The sequence below is a fragment of the Lysobacter sp. 22409 genome (genome assembly GCF_052045105.1).
Lineage (GTDB): Bacteria > Pseudomonadota > Gammaproteobacteria > Xanthomonadales > Xanthomonadaceae > Lysobacter > Lysobacter antibioticus_B.
The window spans coordinates 1-24,448 of sequence record NZ_JBQEOE010000028.1; the positions used below are offsets into that span (position 1 = coordinate 1).

Consider the following 24,448-nt stretch of genomic DNA (forward strand, 5'->3'; position numbering starts at 1 on the left):
ACTGCACCGCCAATGGCGCCAACACCATCGTCACCTGTGCGCTCAACCCGACCCCGCTCGCGGCCGCGGCATCGCCCGGCGCCAACGGCGGCACGGTCAGCTTCACCATTCCGGTCACGGTCAACTCGCCGACGCTCAGCGGCACCTACACCGCGAATGCCGCGCTCGGCCGCAGCGTGCCGGACGGCGACGGCGATACCACCAACAACGACTACAACACCGCCAATGACACCGCCAGCGGCCCGCTGGTGTTCCAGAAGCAGCCGATTCTGCGCCTGCGCAAGGCGCTGCCGCTGGGCCGTTTCGTCGCCGCCGATCAATTCGCGCTGAGCATCGCCGGCACCGGCGGCCCGGCCACGGCGACGACCACCGGCACGGGCAGCACCGCGACCGGCGAGGCCTTGCTCACGAGCGGCAGCATCGGCTCGGCCTACACCCTGTCCGAAACCGGCGCCGCCGGTGCGAACCTGGCCAACTACACGACCAGCTATACCTGCACCAACGCCCGCGCCGGCGGACAAACGCCGAGCGGCAACGGCAGCAGCTTCAGCCTCACGCCGGTGGCCGGCGACGACTTGACCTGCACGCTCTCCAACACGCGCGCGCCGCTAGCCGATCTGGTGATCACCAAGACCAATACCCCGGGCTCCGGCCCCAACGATCAGAGTGGCGACAGCGTAGTCCGTGGCGCAACGACCCTGTATTCGATCGTGGTTACCAACAACGGCCCCGACGCAGTCACCGGCGCGATCCTGCGCGACCCCATCGCGAACCGCAGCAATTTGAGTTGCACGACCCCGCCGACTTGCAGCGGCAGCGCCTGCCCGCTTACCCCGATCACCCTGTCGACGCTCGACACCGGGGCGACCCTCGGCACCTTGGCGAACGGCGCCAGCATTACGGTGACCTTGAGCTGCACGGTGAACTGAGGCAACGGACTGCGGCCAGAGACGAAAGGCGAAGCGCCACGACTTTCCGCGTTTCGCGTTTCACTTTTCGTTTTTGCACCTTCGGCCAGCGACAGCGACAGCGACAGCGACAGCGACAGCGATGATGCGCTCACAGCGGGGGGCGTCTACCGCAAGTGAAGCCAGCACGCAGGCGTGGAGCGCCCTGAACAACGAGGTGTGCCGTTGGCGCGCAAGCCGCCACAGCCTTTCGAGCAGTCGCCGTCATGTTGCTGGCGGGCCTTCGTTCCCTGAAGGCCCCTGCCGTGTGGAAACAACTACCGAGGGAGGGCCACACGTTGCCAGCCTGGCCAGCTTGGCGATTTGGCCGGCGCTGCGCAGTCGGCGGGCACCGCACCGAAGGGTCGGATTTCCCCTACCCACCGTAAGGGCAAGGCCATCGTCGCTACAGGCCGAGGTTTTTGCACAGACACCTCGCCTCGCAGCCGTCGCCGAATCATGTCCTTTCCGCGGCAGGACAGGACGGTCGAATCCAGTTGAACGGCGCACGAGGCCGGGTCCCGTGGCCGCTGCCGGCCCTCATGGCCGACCGATCAGCGATACGAGGATCATCGCCAAACCGATGATCAACAAAAGGTAGAAGTAGCGATCGACACGAGTGCGATAAGACGCCGCGGTATCCCGCAGTTTCTTCGCATTGTCTGCATAGCCCGCGTCCTCGTGAGCGTCGGCGAGCGAATCGAAGCTCGATGCGCCGCCACGGCCGAAGAAAAACCTGAGAATCACGGCGAAAACGATCATGGCTACGCCGCCGCCGAGAAATTCTTCGAGCATCTCGCACCCAGTCCTTTAGTCGATCGGCACATCGTGATGCCGAGCGCCTTGCCCAGAGTTCGTCATGCGACCGTTGCCGGCCAATACCGGGCTCGGCCGGGCGCTCTGTCCGGGTCCGCTTCGATCTGCGCGATGAAGGACCGGATAGACGGAACACGCCGGGCATCGGCCGACGCGCCTTGATGGAGTCTGGCGGCTTGCGGTCGCGAGTCGGCGTTCGCTGTCGGCACCTGTCGCCGAAGCATCCGGCGAAAGGCGCTGCGCGCATCGAAAGAACCGTCGCGTTCGACGCCGGCACGAGCATGGCCGCGCCACAAAAACCAAGGGCCTAGCGCGAACGCTAAGCCCTTGATGCAAATGGTGGCCGGGGAGGGAATCGAACCCCCGACACGGGGATTTTCAATCCCCTGCTCTACCAACTGAGCTACCCGGCCGTTCTTTCACGGTGCGCCGTGAGAGGAGCGGGATGATACGGATGCCGATGGAATCTGGCAAGCCTCATCGGCGCTGAACGAACCACGAGCTCGATGCGACGCTCCGCCACGGCCGGCGCATCATGTCGGCCTAGCCCGCAATGGCGGCCCGCGCCGCCGAGGAGTGGATCATGAAACGCCTTGTTCCGGCCGCTCTCGCCCTGCTCTTGCTGAGCGCCTGCGCGAGCAATCCCAAGATGGACGATGCGCAGCGCCTGGCGCTGTATCGCGCGCATGCCGCCGCGCCCGTCGACAGCTTCCAGTACTTCGGCCGCATCGACGGCTGGACCCCGCTCGGCGACAGCGCGCTCGCGGTGTGGACCAAACCCAACCAGGCCTATCTGCTCGAACTGCAAGGCCGTTGCCCGGACCTCGACTTCGCCTCGGCGATCAGCGTGAGCAATCAGATGGGCCGCGTGCATTCGCGCTTCGACAAGGTCACCGTGCTCGGCCGACAGTCGATCAAGATGCCCTGCTTCATCGGCCGCATCCTTCCGCTCGACGTCAAGGCGATCAAGCAGGCGCAGCGCGACATGCGCGAAGCCGGGACGATGCCGGAAGATCCGAAGCCCTGATGTTGTGAAGTCGGTGGACGCGCGGCTTCGCATCGCGCTTAAGCGGCGTTCGATCGAACGCGCGGATGGGCGCGAGCGAACGCATGCACCCGTTGCGAACAGGTCCTCGCACATGTCGCCGGCCACGAGCGGACGGCAACGCACCGACGTTTAGGCGCTGCAGCGCCAACCGGCGCCCGGCGACGCCGCCCACGATGATTCGCATCCGGGCCTCCGCAGTCCGCCCTCGCCGCCCTCGCCGCCCTCGCCCGAGGCCGCCTGCAGCCGAACGTGACCGGGGTCAGAAAAATCCTACACGGTGCCGCGCGTTCGACCTACTGCGCCGGACCGCGCCTCGGTCCAATCTGTACTTGCCCCGGCAGCACGGTCGATGCGATGACACGGATGCCGCTCAGCAACGGATTAAGGCCGTCACCTTGAGCAGGTGAGCCAGCGGAGTCGGGGCTACTCTTTGCAAGTGTTGGGGAAGTGGGCATGCACGGCGAAACGGAGTTCGCACCGAGGGCCAGGACGGCCAGTCGGTTTGTGCCGCGTGCTCTACGCGGGATTCGTGCATGAAGGCAGCATCGGTGGTCCAGGACATGCTCCACGAGCTGCCTCGCTATCTCCTCGTACTGGCCGCCGTCTCGGTGCTGGCTTTGCTGGCCCAGGCGGCGGCGCCTTCTTCCCCGCTTACCCCCTCGCCCCTGGCCTCGCCCGATCCCTCGCCCAACCTCTCGCCGCTGGCGGGTGGCCACGACGCGCGCCCGGCGCCGAATCCCCAATCCCCGCCCGCCCAGCGTGGCGGCATGCTGCGCGCAACCGCGGGCCAGCCCCTCGAGCCGGTCGCGACCGCATCGCCCACACACGGCGAATCCCGCGTAGCCCGCTGAGCCCCGGCGCCGGGAGTTACCGCAGCGCTCCGTCGACATTCCGTCCGCCGGCACCACCACCCTGACGACGCCACCATTCGCCGTAGTATCCTCGCGGTTCTCATCACGACGGAGCGGCGGCATGAAAGCAGGGTCCTGGATGCGTCTGTTCGGCCTGGCGCTCGCCGCCGCCTTGCTCGCCAGTTGCGGCGGCGGACAGGTCCGCCGCGTCTCCGAGCCCGCCGCCCGCATCCAGCAGCTGACCGTGCGCGCCAACGGCAGTTGGGCGGTCGAGGTGCGGATCGAGAACTTCAGCAGCATCCCCATGCGCTTCGACCGTTTCGACCTGCAGCTCAAGCTCGGCGAGGACATCGCCGGCCAGCTCCAGGCCCAGCCGGCGGTTTCGATCGGCCCGGAATCGGCCGACGTGGTCACCGTCAGCCTGACCCCGTCGGGTGCGGCCAAGATCGCCATCGCCGACGCCCTGTCCGGCGGCCGCAGCCTGGCCTACAGCCTCAAGGGCGACATCGCCGCGACCCCCGACGAAGCCAAGCAACGCATCTTCACCATCGAGCGCAGCAGCGCGCTGAGCCCGGCGCCGGGCTTGCCCGGGGTGATGCGCTGAATTCGGGAGTCGGGAATGGGGAATAGGGAATCGGTTGAATCCGCCGCTCCTGTTTCCCTGCCCGAATCCGTCGCTCTCACCGCGTCCTTGCCGTTTCGATTCCCCTTTCCCTATTCCCCATTCCCGAGCCTATGAGCACCTATAAAGCCCCCCTCGCCGACATGCGTTTCGTCCTGTTCGACGTCCTCGGCGCCGAAGCGCAGTTCCAACGCCTGGGTTACACCGACGCCACCCGCGACGTGCTCGACGCCGTGCTCGAGGAAGGCGCGCGCTTCAACGAAACCGTGCTCGCTCCGCTCAACGCCATCGGCGACCAGATCGGCTGCAGCCACGACAAGGCCACCGGCGCGGTCACCACGCCGCCGGGCTTCAAGCAGGCCTATACCCAGTTCGTCGAAGGCGGCTGGTCCGGCCTCACCGCCGAGATCAAGTTCGGCGGCCAGGGCCTGCCGCACGCGGCCGGCGTGCCGCTCAAGGAAATGATCGACGCGGCCAACCTGGCCTGGGGCAACTTCCCCCTGCTCTCGCACGGCGCCACCGAAGCCTTGCTGCACCACGGCGAGGAGTGGCAGCAGGAAGTCTTCCTCAAGCCGCTGGTCGAAGGCCGCTGGACCGGCACCATGTGCCTGACCGAGCCGCACTGCGGCACCGACCTGGGCCTGCTCAAGACCAAGGCCGAACCGCAGGCCGACGGCAGCTATTCGATCAGCGGCACCAAGATCTTCATCACCGCCGGCGAGCACGACCTCACCGACAACATCATCCACCTGGTGCTGGCGCGCCTGCCCGACGCACCGGCCGGCAGCAAGGGCATTTCCTTGTTCATCGTGCCGAAGATCAAGGTCGCGCGCGACGGCAGCATCGGCGAGGCCAACGCGGTGCGTTGCGGCAGCCTCGAACACAAGATGGGCATCCACGGCTCGGCCACCTGCGTGATGAATTTCGACGGCGCCCAGGGCTATCTGATCGGCCAGCCGCACAAGGGCCTGATGGCGATGTTCACCATGATGAATACCGCCCGCCTCGCCGTCGGCCTGCAAGGCCTGGGCCTGTCCGACCGCGCCCTGCAGAACGCGTTGCGCTACTCGCGCGACCGCCTGCAGATGCGTGCGCTGTCGGGCGCGAAGTTTCCGGAGCTGCCGGCCGACCCGATCATCGTCCACCCCGACGTGCGCCGCATGCTGCTGACCTGCAAGGCGCTGGTGGAAGGCGGCCGGGTGATGGGTTACGACGCCGCGCTGCAGGTCGACATCGCCCACGCCAGCGGCGACGAGAAAGAACGCGCCGAAGCCGATGCGCTGATCGGCTTCATGACCCCGATCGTCAAGGCCTGCCTCACCGAGTGGGGCGTGGAATGCACCTACCACGCGCTGCAGTGCTTCGGCGGCCACGGCTACATCGCCGAGCACGGCATGGAACAGCTCGCCCGCGACGCCCGCATCACCACCTTGTACGAAGGCACCACCGGCATCCAGGCGCTCGACCTGCTCGGCCGCAAGGTCATGCAGCTGCAGGGCGCCGGCTTGCGCGTGATGCTCGAGAAGATCGAACGCTTCTGCGCCGACAACGAAGGCAATGCCGCGATCGCCGAATTCATCGGCCCGCTGCGCGCCAAGGCCGGCGAGTGGCAGCAGCTGACGATGGCCGTCGGCAAGCGCGCCGCCGCCAACCCCGACGAGGTCGGCGCGGCCGCCTACGACTACCTGATGTACTCGGGCTATCTCTCGCTGGCCTACTGGTGGGCGCGCAGCGTCGCCGCGAGCGAGGCCTCCTCGCAATCGGCGCGCTTCAAGACCGGCAAGCGCGAAACCGCGCGCTTCTACTTCGCCCGCCTGTTGCCGCGCAGCCAGGCCCACGCGATCGCCATCGGCGCCAGCGTCGAGACCCTCACCGGCCTGGACGCAGAAGCGTTCGACGTCTGAGGCGTCGCCCCGACGATGCGGTTCCGCCGGCCGGCTCCGGCGGAACCGTAGTTTCTACGGCATTCGATCCAGACCAGGCCGCCCCTTCGGACCGGGCGCGCGACCCTTCGCCATCGCAACTACCAAAATCGTCATCAAACGGGTATAAGCTGGATTCCCGATGGAGACCGATAGAGCGAAGATCCGCCTGGTCCGAACCGGAACCCACGCTGAAATGCTTCAGCGTGAGCCGGATGCCACCGGCGTCCCCGATCCTTACTCGCCTTGGGCCGGTCCCCGCGCGGTTCCGCGCAACGCTCTCGAACGACTCAACTCCGTGCGGCTGCTGTCGCTCGATGCGCATGGCCGCGTGCTCGACTGGATGAACTGGCAGGAAGCCAGTTGTCTGTACGTGCGCGGCGCGGTCGCCTGGACCTTGGGCGACCCCTGCCTGGAAGTGCACGGCGGCACCAACCGCCTGACCGGCGAACGCAGCGTGCTCGAACTGCATCCGATCGTCGCCGCGCGCGGCCACGCCCGTCCGAGCGCGCTCGACCCGACCCCGGCCCTGACCAACGCCGCGCTGTTTGCGCGCGACAGCCACCTGTGCATGTACTGCGGCCACGACTTCCACCGCCCGCACCTGACCCGCGACCACGTCGTCCCGGTGTCCAAGGGCGGTCGCGACATCTGGGAGAACGTGGTCGCCGCTTGCTTCCAATGCAACTCGCGCAAGGGCAACCGCACCCCACAGCAGGCCAGTATGCCGCTGCTCGCGGTGCCGTATCGCCCGAGCTGGGTCGAGCATCTGATCCTGTCCAACCGCAACATCCTGGCCGACCAGATGACGTTCCTGAAAAACCAACTGCCGAAGAACGCCCGCCTGAACGCATGAAGGCGTGAACCCCGTCGCAGTATTGAGGCAATAGCCCCGGCCGGGGTGCCGAATAAGGGTCATAAACGACGTATAGCGCGCGTTGACGACAATCCAGTCGTCCCGGACACTCGTCGCAATCGATTTCGTGGACACCTCACAGATGCCTTTGACCCTCGGTCTGACCGGCATGGACCCGGCGACGGAGTCCGCCTTGCAGACGGCCTTCAAGGTCGCCAATGCCCAACTCGGCGGTCACTGGACTCTGCTGCCCGAACAACAGGCCCACTTCGTCGTCGTCGACATGGACAGCATGTACGGCCCGATGAGTTGGCTGCGCCTGCATGCGACCGGCAAGTCGGTGATCGCCCTGACCGCGGCGCAACGCACCCAGGCCGATTTCCTGCTGTCGCATCCCTTCACCAGCGATTCGATCTCCAAGCTGCTCGGCGAGATCGCCTTGCAGTCCGGCCAGGCCCTGCCGACGCCCTCCCCGGCACCCGCACCGGCGACGGTCGAGATCCCGAAACAGCCGCTGACCGACCCGACCGCGGCTCTGCCCGAGGTCGTCGTCGAACTGCTGCAGACCGACCGCGCCCAAGCCAACGCGGCGGCGGCCAAGGCGGCGGCGCAGCAAGCCACACCCGCCCCGGCCGCGACGAACGCACCTGCGCCGGCGGAACCTGCTCTGGCGCCCACGCCGATTCCTGCCGTGGCTCCGGCGGCCGTACCGGCGCCAGTGACCGACGCAATCAGCATTGCCGCGAGCGCTATGCCTGCGACCACGCTCACTCCGACCGGCCCGACCATCACCGCACGCGGCGACGGCCTGCTCGACTGGCTGGTGCCCGGCCGCCTGCGCGGCCTGTTGCGCGTGGCCCAGGGCAACGATCGCTTGTTGATCGACGCCGACCAGCGCAAGTACCACGGCCCGGCCGCACTCAAGCCGCTGGCCGACTGGTTCGACCGCGGTTTCGCCGCCTCCGATTTCGAAGTCGTGCCAGCCGCGCAGTGGGAGACCGCCGCTAACGAACTCGGCGCCCCGATGCCGCTGACGCGCCTGGTCTGGTTCGGCAACCTGCTCGCCGGCCAGGGCCGCCTCGCCCCGGGCTACGACCCGCAGCGCCGCTACCGCATGACCAAGTGGCCGCAGACCGAACGCGAGTATCCCAAGCACTTCCGCATCGCCACGGTGATGATGAAGGCGCTCGCGACCGTGGCCGAGATCGCCGAAGCCAGCGGCGTCACCGAAGCCGAAGTCGCCGATTTCATCAACGCCAGCCTCGCCACCGGTTTCGCCGAGCCCGAGGGCGACCCGACTCCGGTCGAGCCGGCCAAGTCCAGCGGCGGCCTGTTCGGGCGTTTGCGCGGCCGCTGAGCCGCGCCTGCGGCAATCCGCCGCGGCGTCCGGTTTTTCCCCGGCACGGCGCCTTGCCGTGCCTGCTGTCTGAACATGAAGCGGCCGGACTTCTTGCTCGCCTCACGCGGGGGCGGGACAATGACCGACTAGCTGAAGACAGATGGTCGTAATGATCGATTCGCAGCGCTACCCGCGTCTTTCCCGTATTCAGGTCCCCGCCGACCTGCGCCGGTTCCCCGAAGAGGAGCTCCCGGCGATCGCCGAGGAACTGCGCGCCTACCTGATCGAACAAGTCGCGCTGGTGGGCGGCCATTTCGGCGCCGGGCTCGGCGTGATCGAACTCACCGTGGCCTTGCACTGGCTGTACGAAACCCCGGTCGACCGACTGGTGTGGGACGTCGGCCACCAGTGCTACCCGCACAAGATCCTCACCGGCCGTCGCGACGAGATCCACACCGTCAAGCAGAAGGATGGCGTGGCGCCGTTTCCGAAGCGTGACGAATCCGATTACGACACCTTCGGCGTCGGCCACAGTTCGACCTCGATCTCGGCCGCGCTCGGCATGGCGCTCGCGCTGCAGCACGCCGGCGACGAGCGCAAGGTCGTGGCGGTGATCGGCGACGGCGCGATGACCGCCGGCATGGCCTTCGAGGCGCTGGCCCACGCCGGCGGCCTGGAAGATCCCGAGCCGAACATGCTGGTGATCCTCAACGACAACCAGATGTCGATCTCCGAGAACGTCGGCGGCGTCACCAAGATGCTCGGCCGCCTCACCAGCAGCCGCACCCTCAACGCGATCCGCGAAGGCGGCAAGAAGCTGCTCGGCGACAAGCGCAAGCCGGCCGCGAAGTTCGTGCGCCGCTGGGAAGAGCACTGGAAGGGCATGTTCGTGCCCTCGACCTTCTTCGAGGAAGTCGGCTTCCACTACACCGGCCCGATCGACGGCCACGACCTGCCCGCGCTGCTGCACGCGATGAAGACGCTCAAGGGCCTCAAGGGCCCGCAGCTGCTCCACATCATCACCACCAAGGGCAAGGGCTACGAACTCGCCGAGGACGATCAGATCGGCTATCACGCGGTCGGCCCGTTCGACCCCGAGAAGGGCCTGATCAGCAAGCCCGGCGCGAAGAAGCCGAGCTATACCGATATTTTCAGCGAGTGGCTGTGCGACATGGCCGCCGCCGACGAACGCCTGCTCGGCATCACTCCGGCGATGCGCGAAGGCTCCGGCCTGGTGCGCTTCAGCAAGGAATATCCGAAGCGTTACTTCGACGTCGCCATCGCCGAGCAGCACGCGGTGACGCTGGCGGCCGGCATGGCCTGCGAAGGCGCCAAGCCGGTGGTGGCGATCTACTCCACCTTCCTGCAGCGCGGCTACGACCAATTGGTGCACGACGTCGCCATCCAGAACCTCGACGTGCTGTTCGCGATCGACCGCGGCGGCGTGGTCGGGCCGGACGGCGCGACCCACGCCGGCAACCTCGACCTGTCCTACCTGCGCTGCGTGCCGAACATGGTGGTGATGGCGCCGGCCGACGAAGACGAGTGCCGCAAGATGCTCAGCACCGGGCATCGTTACGAAGGCCCGGCGGCGGTGCGTTATCCGCGCGGCACCGGCCCCGGCGTGGCGATCCAGCCGAGCCTCGACACCTTGCCGATCGGCAAGGCCGACCTGCGCCGCAGCGGCTCGCGCGTCGCTCTGCTCGCGTTCGGCGCGATCGTGCCCGCGGCCGAACAGGTCGGCGCCGAACTCGGCCTGACCGTGGTCAACATGCGCTTCGTCAAACCGCTCGACCGCGCCCTGATCCTGGAACTGGCCAAGACCCACGAAGGCTTCGTCACCCTCGAGGACAACGTCGTCGCCGGCGGCGCCGGCAGCGGCGTGGCCGAGTTGCTCGCGGCCGAGGGCATCGTCCTGCCGATCCTGCACCTGGGCCTGCCCGACGAATTCCAGCACCACGCCAGCCGCGAGCAACTGCTCGCCGAAGCGGGACTGGATGCGGCCTCGATCCGCGCCTCGATCCTGCGCCGCTGGCCGCAGGTGAGCGCGGCGCCGGTGCAGACGGCGATCGGGTGATTCATGCATCAAGCGACGGCTCACGCCGTCGCTTTAGAGTAGGAGCGGCGCAAGCCGCGACCGTGATGTCGCCGAAGCGACGCGTGCTGGTTTCGGCGGGCCCTACCCCATCCAAACCGGCATCATCACCAGCGCGCTGAGCACGCTGGCGATGGCGATGCGGGTGCTCGCGCGCGGCGCGAGCGTCATCAACAAGGTCCAGGCCAGCGCCGACAGCATCAGCGCCGCGCACCAGAACACCGGCCCCTGCGACCAGCCCCAGCCGGTAACGAACAAGGCGAAGTCGAGCACCAGCAAACCCCAACCGAGCGCACGCAGCCAACGGCCGCGGCGCGGGTCGAATGCACGCGCGAACAACTGCCGGTGATGCTTCTCGAGTCCGAGACTGAGCAGACACCAGGCCGCGACACCGAGACTGAAACCCAACCACAGCATGCGACGCTCCTCAGTGATCGGCCACGGCCGTTTCGTCGACCACGGCATCGCCACGCGCCGCGCGGCCGCGCGCGGGACGCGCCGGCGCCGGCTGGCGCGCCTTGGCGAACGAATGCCGCGCGAGCCAGGCGAAACCGAGGCACAAACCGAGCGCGGTCAGGTCGACGCCGGCCAGGGCCCAGTCGCCGCGCGCGATCGTCGCGAACACATGGCTCCGTGGCGACGTCGCCAGGTTGACCAGCGGAATCAGCGCGCAGGCAACCGCGTTGAGGGCGAAGAAATGGCCCCAGCCACGACTGCGCACCGCCGGGATCGCGGCGTACAGCGAAGCCAGTATCCAGACCGCGCAGAACACGCCGATCTCCCAGCTCGCGCGTTCCGCCGTCGCGGCCGGGATCAAGCGATTGGCGATCAACATCGCCGCGCTCGCCAGCGGCATGCCGCCGACCACGCCGAGATTCAGCGCCTGCACCAGCCCATAGCCCGACCAGGCGCCGGCTTCGGCGACCTTCTTCGCGCGCTTGGCGACCCAGACCTGCATGCCGCTGGCGATCATCACGCAACCGGCCAGGCCGAGCACGAAGTACAGCCAACGCAAGGCGCTACCGCCCCATTGCGCCATGTGCAGGCCGCCGAGGAAGGTATAGGTCTTATAGCCGGACTTGAACGCGCCCGACTCGTGCAACAGCTTGCCGTCGTTGGCGTCGTAAAAGACCTGGTCGAAGTTCCAGGCGACCGCACGGCTGTGGTCGCCGCCGAACGAGATCGTCGCGCTGGTGTCGTCCGGGTGGTGCACGCTGACCCAGGAGATCGGCTGGCCCAGGCGTTCGCGCGCGTCGGCGATCAACTTGTCGATCGGATAGATCGACTTCAGCGGCCGGTGCGTTTCCGGGCGCTCGTAGCTGTCGCTGGCTTCGACATAGAACTTCTCGACGTCGCCGTCGTAGGCCGCGAGCAGCCCGGCCGGCATGTAGTTGGCGACGAAGATCGCCACGCCGGTGTAGGCGATCATCAGATGGAACGGCAGGCCGAGCACGCCGGTCAGGTTGTGGCCGTCGAGCCAGGCGCGCTGCCCGCCGCTGTTGGGGCGGAAGGTGAAGAAGTCCTTGAAGATGCGCTTGTGGATCACGATGCCGGTCAGGATCGCGATCAGCATGAACATGCCGGCGATACCGACGATGTACATGCCCCAGGTTTCCGAATGCAGGTTGTAGTGCAGGGTGAAGAAAAACTCGCCGCCGGCGGTTTCCGGTATCGCCTGGCCGGTGCTGGTGTCGATGTTGATCGCGTCGTGCGGGCCGGCGTCGTAGTACACCGCCGATTGCAGCGCCGGGCTGCGCTCGCTCGGCAAGGTCACGTAATAGGCGTGCGGATGCGGCTTGGCGATGCCCTGCAGGCCTTCGATAGTCCGGCTCAGGTCGATGTTCGCGACCGGGGTCTTGCCGTGCAGCGCCGGCTGCATCCAGTGCGTCAGTTCTTTGTCGAAGCAGGCGATGGTGCCGCCGACGAAAATCACGAACAGCAGCCAGCCGATCACCAGACCGGCCCAGGTATGCAGCCAGGCCATCGCCTGCGAGAAGGTGTTCTTCATGCGCGCGGGCTCACGGTCGGGCACCGAGTTCGGGGAACAACGCGGCGATGCCGTACAAGGCGATCGCCCATAGCGCCGGCGCCCAGCACGCACGCCAGGGCGTGCGCGCGGCGAAGGCGTACATCGCGACGCCGCACCAGACGAAGAAACACAGCAGGCTTGCGGTAACGACCCGATCGTTACGCCCCAGCGGCAACACCAGGGTCAGGAAGGCGGTCGAGGCGTAGGCGACGGCGTAGCCGATCGCGAAGGCGGCGAATGCGCGCACCGCGACTTCGCCGCGATAGCGCCACGACAAGGTCGGGCGTGGCTTGCGGGCGGGCACGGAAGCCGCAGGAGCGAGGGTCTGGGTCATACGCGGATCATGGCCTGGCCGGTCCCCGCGGCACTCCGGCCGGATGGATGGCGAAGCGTGCTCGGAGCGTGCTTGTAATGGGGCGAGCTGCCAGTCTAATTGGCAATGGTTCTCATTTGCAAACCACTCGCATCGCGCCGCATCCTGCCGGGCGCTCCACCCCGCCGTGCTGGCAAGTCGTGACCAAGTCATGGCCGCGCCGTGGCCGAGCGGTCGCCCGACCGAGCTTGCGAACCGGCGCAGTCGCGCACCGGCGCACAGTCCGTACAAGTCCAATACAACTCCGACCCACAGTCCGCCCCGGGACCGGCTACGATCCCGGCTTCCGCTGAGTCCCATCCCCCGCTCAGGAGCGTCACGGATGCGTCGTGCCCTTTTTGCCGTACTGCTGTTGGCCTCCACCGCCCTCGCCCAGCCCGTTGCCCACGCCCAGCAGGCCGCGCCGCCGGCCGGCGACATCCGCGATCTCGACACCCTGGTCGTCACCGGCGAGCAGCCCGGGCCGGGCATGTGGAAGGTCGTGCGCGGCGGCCACGTGCTTTGGATCCTCGGCACCCTGAGCCCGCTGCCGAAGGACATGACCTGGCTGTCGCGCGATGTCGAAGCGGCGATCGCCGAGTCGGAGGAAGTGATCGCCCCGCCCTCGGTCAACTTCGGCACCGAGCTCGGCATGCTGCGCACGATGATGCTGATCCCGACCGCGCTGAAGGCGCGCAAGAATCCCGACGGCAAGACCTTGCAGGAAATCGTCCCGGCCGATCTCTATGCGCGCTGGCTGACGCTCAAGGCGCGCTACATCGGCCGCGACGGCGGCGTCGAGAAATGGCGGCCGATCTTCGCCGCGCAGGAACTCTACGAAGCGGCGATCCGCCAGTCCGGGATGACGCTCAAAGGCGTGGTCCAGCCGGTGGTCGAGAAGACCGCGAAGCAACATGGCGTGCCGATCGTCGAAGCCCGGGTCACGGTCAAGATCGAAGACCCGAAGGCCGCGCTCAAGGAGTTCTCGGCCAGCGCGCTCGACGACCGCGAGTGCTTCGCCAAGACCTTGTCGCGCATCGAAGGCGACCTGGAGTCGATGCGCGCACGCGGCAACGCCTGGGCGGTCGGCGACATCGCCAGCCTGCGCACCCTGCCGCAAGGCGATCAATACCGCACCTGCCTGGAAGCCCTGGCCACCACCGGCGTCGCCAAACGCCTGGGGTTCGGCGATCTGCGCGAGCGCGTCACCGCGACCTGGCTCGAACGCGCGCAAGACTCGCTGGCGAAGAACCGCAGCACCTTCGCGACCTTGCCGGTGTCGGACCTGCTCGAACGCGGCGGCCTGCTCGACCGTCTGCGCGAACAGGGCTATACCGTCGAAGATCCCTGAGCGGCAGCAATCGAACCCTTGCGCCGCTGCGCGATCAATCGCGCAGGCGGCGCACCCGGCCGCGATGGCCGTCGACTTCGATGCGCTCGCCTTCGCTCAGCTCGCCCAGAATGCCGGGCAGGTTCGCCACCGCCGGAATGCCGAACTCGCGCGCGACGATGGCGCCGTGGGACAGATAACCGCCGGTCTCCATCACCAGCGCGCCGGCCTTGAGGAACAACGGCGTCCAGGCCGGATCGGTACTCGGCGCGATCAGCACATCGCCGGTTTCGAGCGCACCCGCTTCGCGCGGGTCGCGGACGATGCGCGCCCGCCCGCTGGCGCGACCGGCGCCGATCGGCGTGCCGAACCAGGCCCCGTCCTCCGCCTCGTACACCGCCCTCGCAGTGCTCTGCGCCGCAATCGCCGCGAATTCGCCGTGTTCGACCACCACTTCGGGTTCGGCCGTCGCTGCCCAGCGCAGGCGCATCGCACGACGTTCGTCGGCGCGGGCCTTGGCATGACGTAGGCCGAGCCGGCCTTCGGCTACGGCGCACAGCTCCTCGGCGGTCAGATCGAAGACTTCGTCGGCCTGTCCGAAACCACCGTCGCTGCACAGGCGCTCGCCCAGCTTCATGGCGAGACGGCGTATCGCCTCGAAGTAAGCCATCAAGGCGCTGCGTGCGGCCTCGCGCTGGTTGCAATCGACGATGGCGCTGCGCAACAGGTGACGGATCAACGGCCGCAGCCAGGCCGGTGTGCACGCGCTCAGACGCTGCCAGGCCTGCGCCGAAATCTCGCGCTGGCGCTGTCGCAAGGCCTCGGCGTCGCGTCCGACCAGGGACGCCACCATGTCGAGCAGATAATCCGGTTGCTCGCGCCAACGCGGCTGGCGCAGATAACTCTCGGCCACCGCGCGGTGGCCGTAGCGTTCGAGAAAGCCGGCGAATTCGCGGCGGAATGCGCTGTTCTCCGGCAACTGCACCGACCACTGCCCACTGTCGCGCCCAGCGCCGCGCAGCCACGCCAATGCGGCTTCGTCTCCGGCCGCGACCTGCGCCAACGCGATCAGGTCGTAGCCTTGTTGCGCGGTCACGCTCGCCTCGCCGCCGGCCATCAACGCCGCCGTCAGCGCCTGCCCTTCGCCGGGACAACGTTTGTCGACCAGGTCGACGAGGGTGGTCAAGGTGCCGCCCGCCGAACCTTGCAGGAAGAACAGTTCGTCCGAGGCGCGCACCTGCGCGACCTGGTGGCGCAATAGCGCGGCGAGCCCGCGATTGCCCTGCGACAAGTCCTGTTCGCGCCAGGCGCGCGCCTGCTCGCGCGCACGGGCCAGGTCCGCCGCCGCGTCGCGGCGTTTCTTCAGCGAGCGCCGCATGAAGCGCAACAAACGTCCGCCGCGTTGCGCGCGTGCGCGCCACGACGGCGCCGGCACCGCAATCGTCCCCTGGCTGCCGCCGAGCAAGGCGTTGATCGCCGCGGGCGCGATGCCGTAGGCGTCATGGCCCTCCCATTGGATCAACGACGCCTCCAGATAGACCCGGCCGTGATGCAGGCTGGCGTGGGCGACGCCGGGCAGTACCCGATAACCGCCGAGTTCGTAACCGAGCGTCAACATGCGATCGGCAGCGATCGCATACAACGACCAGTCCATCGCCGACAGCGGCTCGGGCAGGATTTCCTTGGTGTTGCCGCGCGTCCACAGGCTCGGCTGCTGCGACAGCGCCGGATAGGTATGGCGCGCGCTCGCTGTGACCGGTCGTGCCTGCACGATCCAGAAACGTTCGCCGTCCCAGACCCACTCGACGTCGAAGCGCGGCCGGGCGAAATCCAGCGCTGCCGCGGCATCGCGTGCAAGCGCGGCGATCTCCAGGGCGCCCGCCGCGGTCAGCACCGCGCGCTGGGCCAACTCGCGCGGGGTCTCGGCCAGTTCCGTGCCGCCGTCGGCGCGTTCGCGCGTTTGTTGGCGCTTGGCGCCGATGCGTTGCTCGATCGGCTCCAGGCCGTCGTCGATGCGCCGCACTTGCAGGCGGTATTCGTCGACGTCGGCATGACCGCCGACCAGGGCCTCGCCGAGCCCCCAATGCGCATTGATCAGCACGCGGTCGTCGCGGCCGGACAGCGGGTCGCAGGTGAAGACCACCCCGGAAGCGACCGCAGGCAACAGCGGCATGATCACCACCGCCATCGCCGTGTCGTCGGCCGCGAAGCCGAAACGTTCGCGATAAGCGACCGCTGCAGGCTCGCGCGCCGAATCCCATACCGAGACGATCGCGGTGGCGAGCGCCTGCGCGCCGCGGACGTTGAGGCAGGAGCGATGCAGGCCGGCGAACGAAGCGCGCGCCGAATCCTCCTGCGGCGCCGACGAACGCACCGCGAGTGCGCGCTCGCCCCAACCGCGGGCGTGTATTTCCTCAAGAATGGATGCCAGCAATTCCGGCGGCACCGAGCCGTCCTCGGCCCGTTCGCGGCTGGCCGCGGCAGCGATCACCAGGCCCTCCGGCACCGGCAATCCCAACGTCGCCATCCGGCCGAGTTGCCAGCCTTTGCCGCCGGCCTGCGCAGGCCCGGCCTCGGCCGCGGCCGGCCAGTCCAGCAACGCGGCGCTCATCGCGATTTCCGCACGCCGACCGGACGGCTCGCACCATGCACGAAGACATCGACGATCGCGGCGAATTCGTTTTCCAGATCGCCGTCCGCGCTCGCCAGCCAGCGCATCAGCGCGGCGAGATGCAGATGCTGCAGCAAGCTCGCCAGGTGCGCCGGCGACAAATCGTCGCGCAGTTCGCCGCGGCCCTGCCCGGCGGCGATCAAGGCCTCGAACAAACGCTCCATGCCGCTGCGTTCGCCCTCGTCGTCGCGCGCACGCGCCGCGGCGTCGACCTGCCGGAAACGGAAGCGCAGGTAATGCGGCAGATACGCGCGCCGCCCCTGGTACCACTGCGCCGAGGCCTCCAGCCAGCGCGACAGGCGCGAAACGAAGCCGGCGGGCTCGCGGACGCTGTCGCTCGGCCCCTCCATGGCGCCCATGGCCGAGGCCAGCTCGCCATGGAACTGATGCGCCAGCAAGGCCTCTTTGACCGGAAAGTGGTTGTAAAGCGTGCCCTTGGCCACGTCGGCGGCGTCGGCGATCTGCTCCATCGTCACCGCTTCGAAGCCGCGCGCCTCGAACAAACCGAACGCGGTCGCGGCGAGATGGTCGAGGGTCTGGTTGCGCTTGCGCTCGCGGCGGCCGGGCTCCGCTGCAGGTTCGCGCACGGGTTCGGGCTGCAGTCTGGGAACGGGCATGGCCTTGACCTTGGTGAACCAAGGACAATTTTATACATCGTTCAATTTTAATGACAAGCCCTGGCCGCGGCGCCAGGACGACAGGCCGGCAACCCGCCGGACGCCTCGCTCAACGACGCGAGCGCACGTCGTCCAGCACCGGCACCAGGGCCAAGGTCATCAGCAGGGCGGCGAGCGGGATCGTGGCGCTGAAACCGATCCGGCCGAACCCGACCGCCCCGGTCACGCCGCCGACGAAGAACGCGGCGACCAGAATGGCCAAGGTCCTGAGCTTGCGGGGATTCGCCGCCACCCGCGGCACGCTTTCGCTGTCGGGGGTGCGATTCCAATAGGCGAGCTTGCCGAGCTCGATGCCGAGGTCGGTGATCATGCCGGTGACGTGGGTCGTGCGGATTTCGGCGCGCGACAGTTTGGTGATCATCGCGTTCTGCAGGCCCATGATGAAACACAGCACCATCACCGTGACCGACACGAACAACAGTTGCCGCCCCTGCAGGCTGGCGCCCAGCAGACCGAACGCGAGCAAGAGGCCAGCCTCGATCAACAACGGCAGAGCGAACTCACTGTGTAGCCGGCGTCGGCGCGCCCAATTGATCAGGATCGCCGAACACGCGGCGCCGGCGAGGAAAGACAGCAAGGCGCCGAGCCCGTCGAGCATCAACCCCAGACTGCCGAGCGCGAGGTCGTCGGCCATCGCCGACAAAATGCCGGACATGTGCGAGGTGTATTGCTTCACCGCCAGAAAACCGCCGGCGTTGACCGCGCCGGCGACGAAGGCCAGGTAATACGCGAGGTGGCGGTCGGCGCCCGGACGGCGTTCCTTGCCGGTCAGGTTACGGAGATAAGCGACAGGCATTCGGCCCTCTGCACAACCGCGCCGGCGAATCGCGACGGCCTGCATTATCGCTCGCGCGCGGCGATGCGGCTCGTTCCGCGCCCGTCCGCCTAACTCGCCGCCCGATACTCGTCCGGCAGCGCATGGCGGGCGTAACTCGCCGCACCGAGCAAGCCGGGATGCGGGTGGGTGATCGCCAGCACCGGCACGGCCGCCATGACCGGCGAGAAGCGCCCCTTGTGCTCGAAGCGTTGCCTGAACCCGGAGCGTTGCAACGAGTGCAGCATCTTCGGCACCAGCCCTCCGGCCAGGAACACGCCGTCCCAGGCGCCCAGGGTCAGCACCAGGTCGCCGGCAACGGCGCCGAACAACGCGCAGAAGATGTCGATTGCGCGCAGACAGCGCGCATCGCCCTCGGCCGCCATCGCGGTGATGTCGCACGGCTGCAGCGGACCGGGATCGGTCTTGGCGATCTGGCTCAGGGCGCGATGAATGTTGACCAGGCCCGGGCCCGAGATCAGCCTTTCGTTCGACACCCGACCGAACTCCTTAGACAGATATTTGAGGATCTGGATTTCCTCCGGCGTTCCCGGCGCGAAGCTGATGTGGCCGCCTTCGGTCTCGAGCGGGTGACAGCATCCCTCGCGCACGATCAACCCACCCACGCCGAGCCCGGTGCCCGGCCCGAGCACGGCGTAGTTGCGCGCCTGTCGCGGCTCGTCGGGCCGCCAATCGGCACCACCGACGCTGACCACGTCCTCGGGCTGGAACAACCGGATCGCCATCGCCTGCGCGGTGAAATCGTTGATCAACGACAAACGCTCGAAGCCCAGCATCGCCCGGGTGCGTTCGGTGGAAATCACCCAGGGATGGTTGGTGATGCGCGCTTCCTGCCCGGCGACGCGGCCGGCGACCGCGAACACGCCGCTGCCGGCGCTCGCCTCGACTTGCGCCAGATAGTGCTGGGCCGCATGGCCGAGCGAAGGGAAATCGCCAACCGCGTAATCGCGCACGCTGTCGAGCCGAACCGTCGTCGATCGGTCCGCATCGCACAGCGCGAATCGGGCATTGGTTCCACCGATATCGGCCAGCAGGATATTCGGGGCCATCAGCGCCCGCCGGCCGGTGTAAAACGGATGGCCTGCCCGCCGCCCGGCGCCAGGCGGATCGACAGCACCTCGCCCCGACGCACGTCCCGGCTCTCGCGCGCGAACGAAAAACGCTCGCCCTTCCAGTCGGCATCGGCGCCGTCGCGGTAGATCTCGGCGCGATAGGTCTTGCCGGCATCGAGGAAATCCAGCGGCACCTTCAAGGTCCGTGCGTTCTCGTCGGAAATGCTGCCGAGGAACCAGTCGTCGCCCCCGCGTTGCTTGCGCGCCACGGTCGCGTAGTCGCCTACTTCGCCGTTGAGCACGCGCGTATCCGACCAATCCACCGCCACGTCCTTGATGAACTGGAACGCCTCCGGATAACGCTCATAGTGCTCGGGCAAGTCCGGCACCATCTGGATCGGGCTGTACAGCACGACGTACAACGCCAGTTGCTTGGCCAGGGTGCTCTGGATCGGCATACCCTTGGCGCCGGTCAGGCTGAGGATGCCCGGGGTGAAATCCATCGGCCCGGCGAGCAGCCGGGTAAACACCAGATTGGCTTCGTGCTCGGGGGGATTCGGCGGCTTGCCCCAGGCGTTGTACTCCATGCCGCGCGCGCCTTCGTTGGAAATCCAGTTTGGGTAGGTCCTGCGCAGGCCGGTGCTCTTGATCGGTTCGTGCGCGTTGATTGCAATCTGGTGCCTGGCCGCTTCCGATACGACCTTCAGATGGTGGCGCGCCATGTCCTGGCCTTCGTGCCAGGCGCGATGCAAGCGGCCATCGGCGCCGCGCAGTTGGATATCGCCGGCATCGGCGACATAGCCGGTCTTGACCGCGTTCACGCCCATGCGCTGATACAAGGCCAGCGCCGCCTCCAACTGCGATTCGTAACGGGCGACGTTACCGGCGGTTTCGTGATGGCCGATCAGCTGCACGCCCTTGGACTTCGCGTACGCGCTGAGCTTGGGCAGATCGAAGTCGGGATAGGAACGGGTGAAATCAAACTCGCCGCCGTCGCCGAACCAGTGCCCGTCCCAGCCCAGATTCCAACCTTCCACCAGCACGCCCTTGAAGCCGTTCTTCGCGGCGAAATCGATATGGCGGATCACGTTCTCGTCGGTCGCGCCATGGCGCAGCCCGGAGGACCAGGTCTTGCTGTCGAGATGCATCTCCCACCAGACCCCGGCGTACTTCATCGGCTTGAACCAGGACACGTCGCCGAGCTTGTTCGGCTCGTTGAGGTTGAGGATCAGGTTCGACATCGCCAGGCCACCGGCATCGTCGGCCACCTGGAGCGTACGCCACGGGGTATGGAACGGGGCCAGGCGCACGACTTTGCCCACACCTTCGCCCGGTGTCAGCACGCTCTTGAGCCGGCGACCGTCCACCCGTACCAGGTTCATGCCCGAGTAGTCGACCAGGGCCGCCTCGTGGATCGAGACATGGGTTCCGTCGGCCAACTTCGCCGTGACCGGGGTCTGGGCGAAGCCGATCGCTTCGATGGGCGTGCGGCGATACAGGTATTCCTCGCGATTCCATTCGCCCGCGGGGATCCACCAGGCGGTGCCTGCTTGAGCCAGGTTGAACTCGGTCAGTTCCTCCTCGATCACGACCGGCTCCGGCCCCTGCTCGGGGAACTCGTAACGAAACCCCAGGCCGTCTTCGTACAAGCGGAAGACCACATCGAACCTGCGTTTCGCCCCCAGGGTTTCGCCGATCGCGACGCGCAGTTCGTTGTAGCGGTTGCGCACGAACTGACGCTCGCCCCAGGGCTGCTCCCAGGTGTCGTCGTGCGGACTCGTGCTTTTACTCACGAAGGCGAGGTTCCGCTCCAGACGCCCGCTGCCGAGCAACATGCCCAGACGCGAGTCGCCGATCAACGCGACACCCTTGCGGTCGACGCGATAACTGAGTTTGCCCTCGTCTTCGACGACGACGCTGACCTTCAGACTGCCGTCGGGCGATTGCGCCTCGGCGACGGTCGCTGCGCGCGCGGGCTCGAAGGGCGCCAGCAAGCCTCCAAACAACGACAGCGCAGCCGCCATCGCGCAACGCTGCCGCCAGGATGAAACGAACACGGTTCTCATCGGAAAACTCCACTCGACGGTCAAAAGGCAACTCGCACGCCCAGCTCGAAACGCCGCGCATAGGGCTCGTAGAAGGTGGTAAAGCGCTTGTCCATCGCGTAGGTGTGCTCCTCTTCCTCGGTGATGTTGTAGATCTGCAGGAAAGCGGTGACCGCATCATTGAACTGATAGCTGCCGCTGAAGTCCAGGAAGCCCGAGGCGGCGGTGGTGGCCGGCGTGTTGACCGGCCCGCACACCGAGCAGGCGACGTACTTGTCGCGGTACGAGTACGACAGCCGTGCCGCGATCGGCCCCTTCTCGTAGATGGCCTGCAGGTTGAGGGTATTCCTCGACACGCCGTCCAGCGTGGTGGTCTTGCGCGCGCCGTTGATCGTCACCTCGGCCTTGCTGTCGACGTAGGTGTAGTTGATCTGCCCGCCAAAACCGCTGGGGAACATGTACTGGTAGGCCGCTTCCAGGCCCTTGAGCTTGGCCGTGTCGCCGTTGAGCGGCGCGGTCACCTGGAAGGTCTGGCCCAGGATCGTTTCCGGGAACAGGCCGGAGGTGATGAAGCCGTCGATGTTCTTGTAGAACGCCGCGACCGAAGCCGCCGCGCCCTCGTCGCCGTACCACTCCAGCGAGAGGTCGAAGGCATCGGAGCGGATCGCCTCCAGCTTCGGGTTGCCGTTGCGGGTCACCCGCGGCGGATAGCTGTTGATCTCGTAGTTCACGTCCACGCCGAGTTGCAGGAAGGTCGGCCGGGTGATGGCGCGGGAAGCGGCGGCGCGCAATTGCAGGTGGTCGTTGAAGCGATAAGTGAAATTGGCCGACGGCAGCCAGTCGTCGTAGTTGTGATCGACGTCGACCGGGCGCACGTCCGAGAAGGTCGGCGTGTAGTTGGTGCTGTTCGGGATCGGCACCAAGGCCAGCAGTTCCTGGGTATGCCCCTTCGAGACCAGGTCGGTACGCACATAACGCACGCCGACGTTGCCGTCCCAGCGGTCGCCGCTGAAATTGGCCTGCAGATAGGTACCGTATTGATCCTCTTCGATCTGCGACGACGAACGCTGCTGCAAGCGCGGGGCGATGGTCGCGTTGAAGTAGTCCTGCCCTCGCAACTTGATCGCCGCCGCGAACAAGGCGTTCGCGTCCAGGGCCGGCCACCGGTTGCGCCCGCCCACCAGGCCGGCGCGGTATCCGCCGTCCGGGAACGGCACGACGGCGTCGATACCGGCTTCGCCGAGGGTATCGCCGAAGCCGCAATAACCGCAGCCGCTCGGCGAAGCGTAGTACTGCTTGTCCTTCTGCCGGCTCGAGTAGAACAAGCCGCCTTCCAGGACCGCCATCACATCGCCGAAATAAGTGGTGTAGTCGAGATCCACGCGCGTCGAGAACGCCTCGTCGCGGGTCGACTCGCCCTTCGGCTCCATGAAGTGCAGGCCAATTTCGTCGTTGCCGACGTCCAGGCAGCTGCGCGCGTCCGGCAATACGCAAGTCACGCTCGGCACCGGGCTGGTCGCCTCGTAACGATAGCGGCCGCCATTGACGCCGGCGACGGTGAAATAGCTCTTGCCGCTGTTCGGGCGGTCCGCGACCGAGTAGGCCAGGTCGAACACGGCGGTCAGCTTGTCGGTCGCATGGAAGCGGGTGTTCCAGCCCAGCTGGTACAGGTCGACCTTGCGCTCCTTGCTGTCGGTGCCGATCTCGAGCGGGGTGTTGTCGAGATCGAAGGAAGTGATCAGATAGCGATTGACGCCGCCGCCGTTCCACGGCGCCAGGGTCGCATTGGCGAAGCGTCCCCAACCGTCGTTGCTGTAGAAATTGACGTTGTAGGAGTAACTGGTCTCGGGCGTGTCGTAGCGCGAATAGAACGCATCGACGGTGCTCTTCAGGCGATCGTTCGGCTCCCAGGTCAGCCCCCCAACCCAGCTCAGGCGCTCTCGGTCGCCGGTCTTGACCTGATAGGAAATGATCCCGGGGAACGCGCCGCGCCCGTCGACCCGATCGTTGCGCACGCCGTCGCCGTTGGAATCGGTGGTCTCGGTGCTGCGCGCGAAACTCTCGAACGTGTCCGAGCGCCACTTGCGCTTGTAGTAGTACAGCCCGCCGAAGACGCCGACGGTGTTGTCCTTGAAGGTGTTGCTGGCGACGAAACCCAGGCGCGGAGTCGTATCCGACGAGGCCTCGTCGTACAGACCGCTGAACGAGCCGTTGAAGTGCAACCCCGGCCGCGACATCGGGTCGAAAGTCGACAGCTCGACCAGTCCGCCGATGCTGCCTTCGATCTGCGATGCGGTCGGCGACTTGTAGACCGTCACCCGGCTCAAGGCTTCCGCCGGCATCACGTCGAAACTGAAATCGCGACCGGCGTTGTCGGTGGCGAGGACGCGGCCGTTGAAGGTGGCCAGGTTGAACTGACTGTTCAAGCCGCGGATCGAAACGAAACGGCCTTCGCCGCCGGAGGTGCGGGTGATCTGCACGCCGGTCACGCGTTGCAGCGCATCGGCGATGTTGGCGTCGGGAAACTTGCCGACGTCTTCGGCGCTGATCGTGTCGCTGATGGATTTTTCTTCCTTCTTGCGATCGGACGAACGCTCCAGGCTGCCGCGGATACCGACCACTTCGATCCTGTCCAGGTCGGTGACCTCCGGAACCGCATTCGGTTCGGTCGCTTTGCCGGCAGCGGCCTCGACGGGCGCGTTCTGCGCGTGCGCCCGCTGACTCATGGATGCGATGCCCAGCAGGCAGGCAGCGGCCAAGGCCGCCAACTTCGGTGTCTCGCTCATCGGTGTCACCTCCCGCCGCCGATATGACAGCGCTGTCATAGCGGACACTAGTGCAGAAAATTTGTGCCATGCAATTGCTGCAAACCAGTGTGTTCTTCCATGACAAAACACCTTAAAACTAAGCACATTCCTTAGATCGATGCGCCGACCAGCGAGAAACCATGCGATTGCATTC

The 24,448-nt window shown here is 67.0% G+C and carries 18 protein-coding genes, 1 tRNA gene and 1 pseudogene; 9 read left to right on the forward strand and 11 right to left on the reverse strand.

Annotated features, from left to right (window positions below; genetic code table 11):
• Positions 1 to 929: prealbumin-like fold domain-containing protein (locus ACTJJK_RS14635; protein ID WP_440730587.1), on the forward strand; the 929-nt coding region annotated here is incomplete at its 5' end.
• 558 nt (positions 930 to 1,487) lie between these two features.
• Here the strand turns inward: ACTJJK_RS14635 and ACTJJK_RS14640 are convergent.
• Both ACTJJK_RS14640 and ACTJJK_RS14645 read right to left on the reverse strand, forming a co-directional pair.
• Positions 1,488 to 1,742, reverse strand: a complete 255-nt coding sequence (locus ACTJJK_RS14640) for a hypothetical protein (RefSeq protein ID WP_223621150.1) — start codon at positions 1,740 to 1,742, stop codon at positions 1,488 to 1,490.
• Between the two features lie 358 nt (positions 1,743 to 2,100).
• Positions 2,101 to 2,176, reverse strand: a tRNA-Phe gene (locus ACTJJK_RS14645).
• A gap of 170 nt (positions 2,177 to 2,346) precedes the next feature.
• Between ACTJJK_RS14645 and ACTJJK_RS14650 the strand changes: the two genes are divergently transcribed.
• From ACTJJK_RS14650 to dxs, 7 genes are all read left to right on the forward strand, one after another.
• Complete coding sequence (locus ACTJJK_RS14650) at positions 2,347 to 2,790, forward strand: DUF6491 family protein (RefSeq protein WP_057919981.1); 444 nt, start codon at positions 2,347 to 2,349, stop codon at positions 2,788 to 2,790.
• 554 nt (positions 2,791 to 3,344) lie between these two features.
• Positions 3,345 to 3,662 (forward strand): hypothetical protein, encoded by a 318-nt coding sequence (locus ACTJJK_RS14655; RefSeq protein WP_440730588.1) that lies wholly within the window; start codon positions 3,345 to 3,347, stop codon positions 3,660 to 3,662.
• A gap of 121 nt (positions 3,663 to 3,783) precedes the next feature.
• Positions 3,784 to 4,266 carry an LEA type 2 family protein gene (locus ACTJJK_RS14660; protein ID WP_031370366.1) on the forward strand — a complete coding sequence of 161 codons (483 nt, stop codon included), beginning with the start codon at positions 3,784 to 3,786 and terminating at the stop codon, positions 4,264 to 4,266.
• A gap of 131 nt (positions 4,267 to 4,397) precedes the next feature.
• A complete protein-coding gene (locus ACTJJK_RS14665) occupies positions 4,398 to 6,188 on the forward strand; it encodes an acyl-CoA dehydrogenase C-terminal domain-containing protein (RefSeq protein ID WP_440730589.1) in 1,791 nt (596 codons plus the stop codon).
• Between the two features lie 160 nt (positions 6,189 to 6,348).
• Positions 6,349 to 7,062, forward strand: coding sequence for an HNH endonuclease (locus ACTJJK_RS14670; protein WP_081930556.1), 714 nt, complete (start codon positions 6,349 to 6,351; stop codon positions 7,060 to 7,062).
• Positions 7,063 to 7,204: 142 nt separating this feature from the next.
• The gene (locus ACTJJK_RS14675) at positions 7,205 to 8,419 is read left to right on the forward strand and encodes a hypothetical protein (RefSeq protein ID WP_031370369.1); all 1,215 of its coding nucleotides are present in this window, start codon (positions 7,205 to 7,207) and stop codon (positions 8,417 to 8,419) included.
• Between the two features lie 151 nt (positions 8,420 to 8,570).
• Entirely contained in the window at positions 8,571 to 10,478 is a 1,908-nt protein-coding gene (gene dxs, locus ACTJJK_RS14680; RefSeq protein WP_223621153.1) for a 1-deoxy-D-xylulose-5-phosphate synthase, read from the forward strand.
• A 102-nt stretch (positions 10,479 to 10,580) separates the two neighbouring features.
• Here dxs and ACTJJK_RS14685 read toward each other — a convergent pair whose 3' ends face one another.
• From ACTJJK_RS14685 to ACTJJK_RS14695, 3 genes are read right to left on the reverse strand one after another with little or no spacing between them, the layout of a single operon-like run.
• Positions 10,581 to 10,913 carry a DUF3325 domain-containing protein gene (locus ACTJJK_RS14685; RefSeq protein WP_440730590.1) on the reverse strand — a complete coding sequence of 111 codons (333 nt, stop codon included), beginning with the start codon at positions 10,911 to 10,913 and terminating at the stop codon, positions 10,581 to 10,583.
• 10 nt (positions 10,914 to 10,923) lie between these two features.
• Positions 10,924 to 12,504: a PepSY-associated TM helix domain-containing protein gene (locus tag ACTJJK_RS14690; protein ID WP_440730591.1), complete on the reverse strand. Its 1,581-nt coding sequence runs from the start codon at positions 12,502 to 12,504 to the stop codon at positions 10,924 to 10,926.
• A 10-nt stretch (positions 12,505 to 12,514) separates the two neighbouring features.
• Positions 12,515 to 12,859 carry a hypothetical protein gene (locus ACTJJK_RS14695; protein ID WP_440730592.1) on the reverse strand — a complete coding sequence of 115 codons (345 nt, stop codon included), beginning with the start codon at positions 12,857 to 12,859 and terminating at the stop codon, positions 12,515 to 12,517.
• 361 nt (positions 12,860 to 13,220) lie between these two features.
• Here ACTJJK_RS14695 and ACTJJK_RS14700 point away from each other — a divergent pair, with 361 nt between their 5' ends.
• The gene (locus tag ACTJJK_RS14700; protein WP_440730593.1) at positions 13,221 to 14,228 is read left to right on the forward strand and encodes a TraB/GumN family protein; all 1,008 of its coding nucleotides are present in this window, start codon (positions 13,221 to 13,223) and stop codon (positions 14,226 to 14,228) included.
• Between the two features lie 34 nt (positions 14,229 to 14,262).
• Here the strand turns inward: ACTJJK_RS14700 and ACTJJK_RS14705 are convergent, their stop codons facing one another.
• The 6 genes and pseudogenes from ACTJJK_RS14705 to ACTJJK_RS14730 form a co-directional block, all read right to left on the reverse strand.
• Positions 14,263 to 16,818: a PEP/pyruvate-binding domain-containing protein gene (locus ACTJJK_RS14705; RefSeq protein WP_031370375.1), complete on the reverse strand. Its 2,556-nt coding sequence runs from the start codon at positions 16,816 to 16,818 to the stop codon at positions 14,263 to 14,265.
• Positions 16,815 to 17,495, reverse strand: a complete 681-nt coding sequence (locus tag ACTJJK_RS14710) for a TetR/AcrR family transcriptional regulator (RefSeq protein WP_051884325.1) — start codon at positions 17,493 to 17,495, stop codon at positions 16,815 to 16,817. Before ACTJJK_RS14710 ends, ACTJJK_RS14705 begins: the two co-directional genes overlap by 4 nt.
• 115 nt (positions 17,496 to 17,610) lie before the next feature.
• A pseudogene (locus ACTJJK_RS14715) lies at positions 17,611 to 18,351 on the reverse strand (YoaK family protein); the annotation flags it as partial.
• 89 nt (positions 18,352 to 18,440) lie between these two features.
• Positions 18,441 to 19,439, reverse strand: a complete 999-nt coding sequence (gene glk, locus ACTJJK_RS14720; RefSeq protein WP_440730594.1) for a glucokinase — start codon at positions 19,437 to 19,439, stop codon at positions 18,441 to 18,443.
• On the reverse strand, positions 19,439 to 21,508 hold the full coding sequence (locus tag ACTJJK_RS14725) for a glycoside hydrolase family 97 protein (RefSeq protein ID WP_440730595.1): 2,070 nt from the start codon (positions 21,506 to 21,508) through the stop codon (positions 19,439 to 19,441). The genes glk and ACTJJK_RS14725 overlap by 1 nt, the downstream gene beginning before the upstream one ends.
• 20 nt (positions 21,509 to 21,528) lie before the next feature.
• Positions 21,529 to 24,273: a TonB-dependent receptor gene (locus ACTJJK_RS14730; RefSeq protein WP_440730596.1), complete on the reverse strand. Its 2,745-nt coding sequence runs from the start codon at positions 24,271 to 24,273 to the stop codon at positions 21,529 to 21,531.
• Positions 24,274 to 24,448 lie beyond the last annotated feature (175 nt).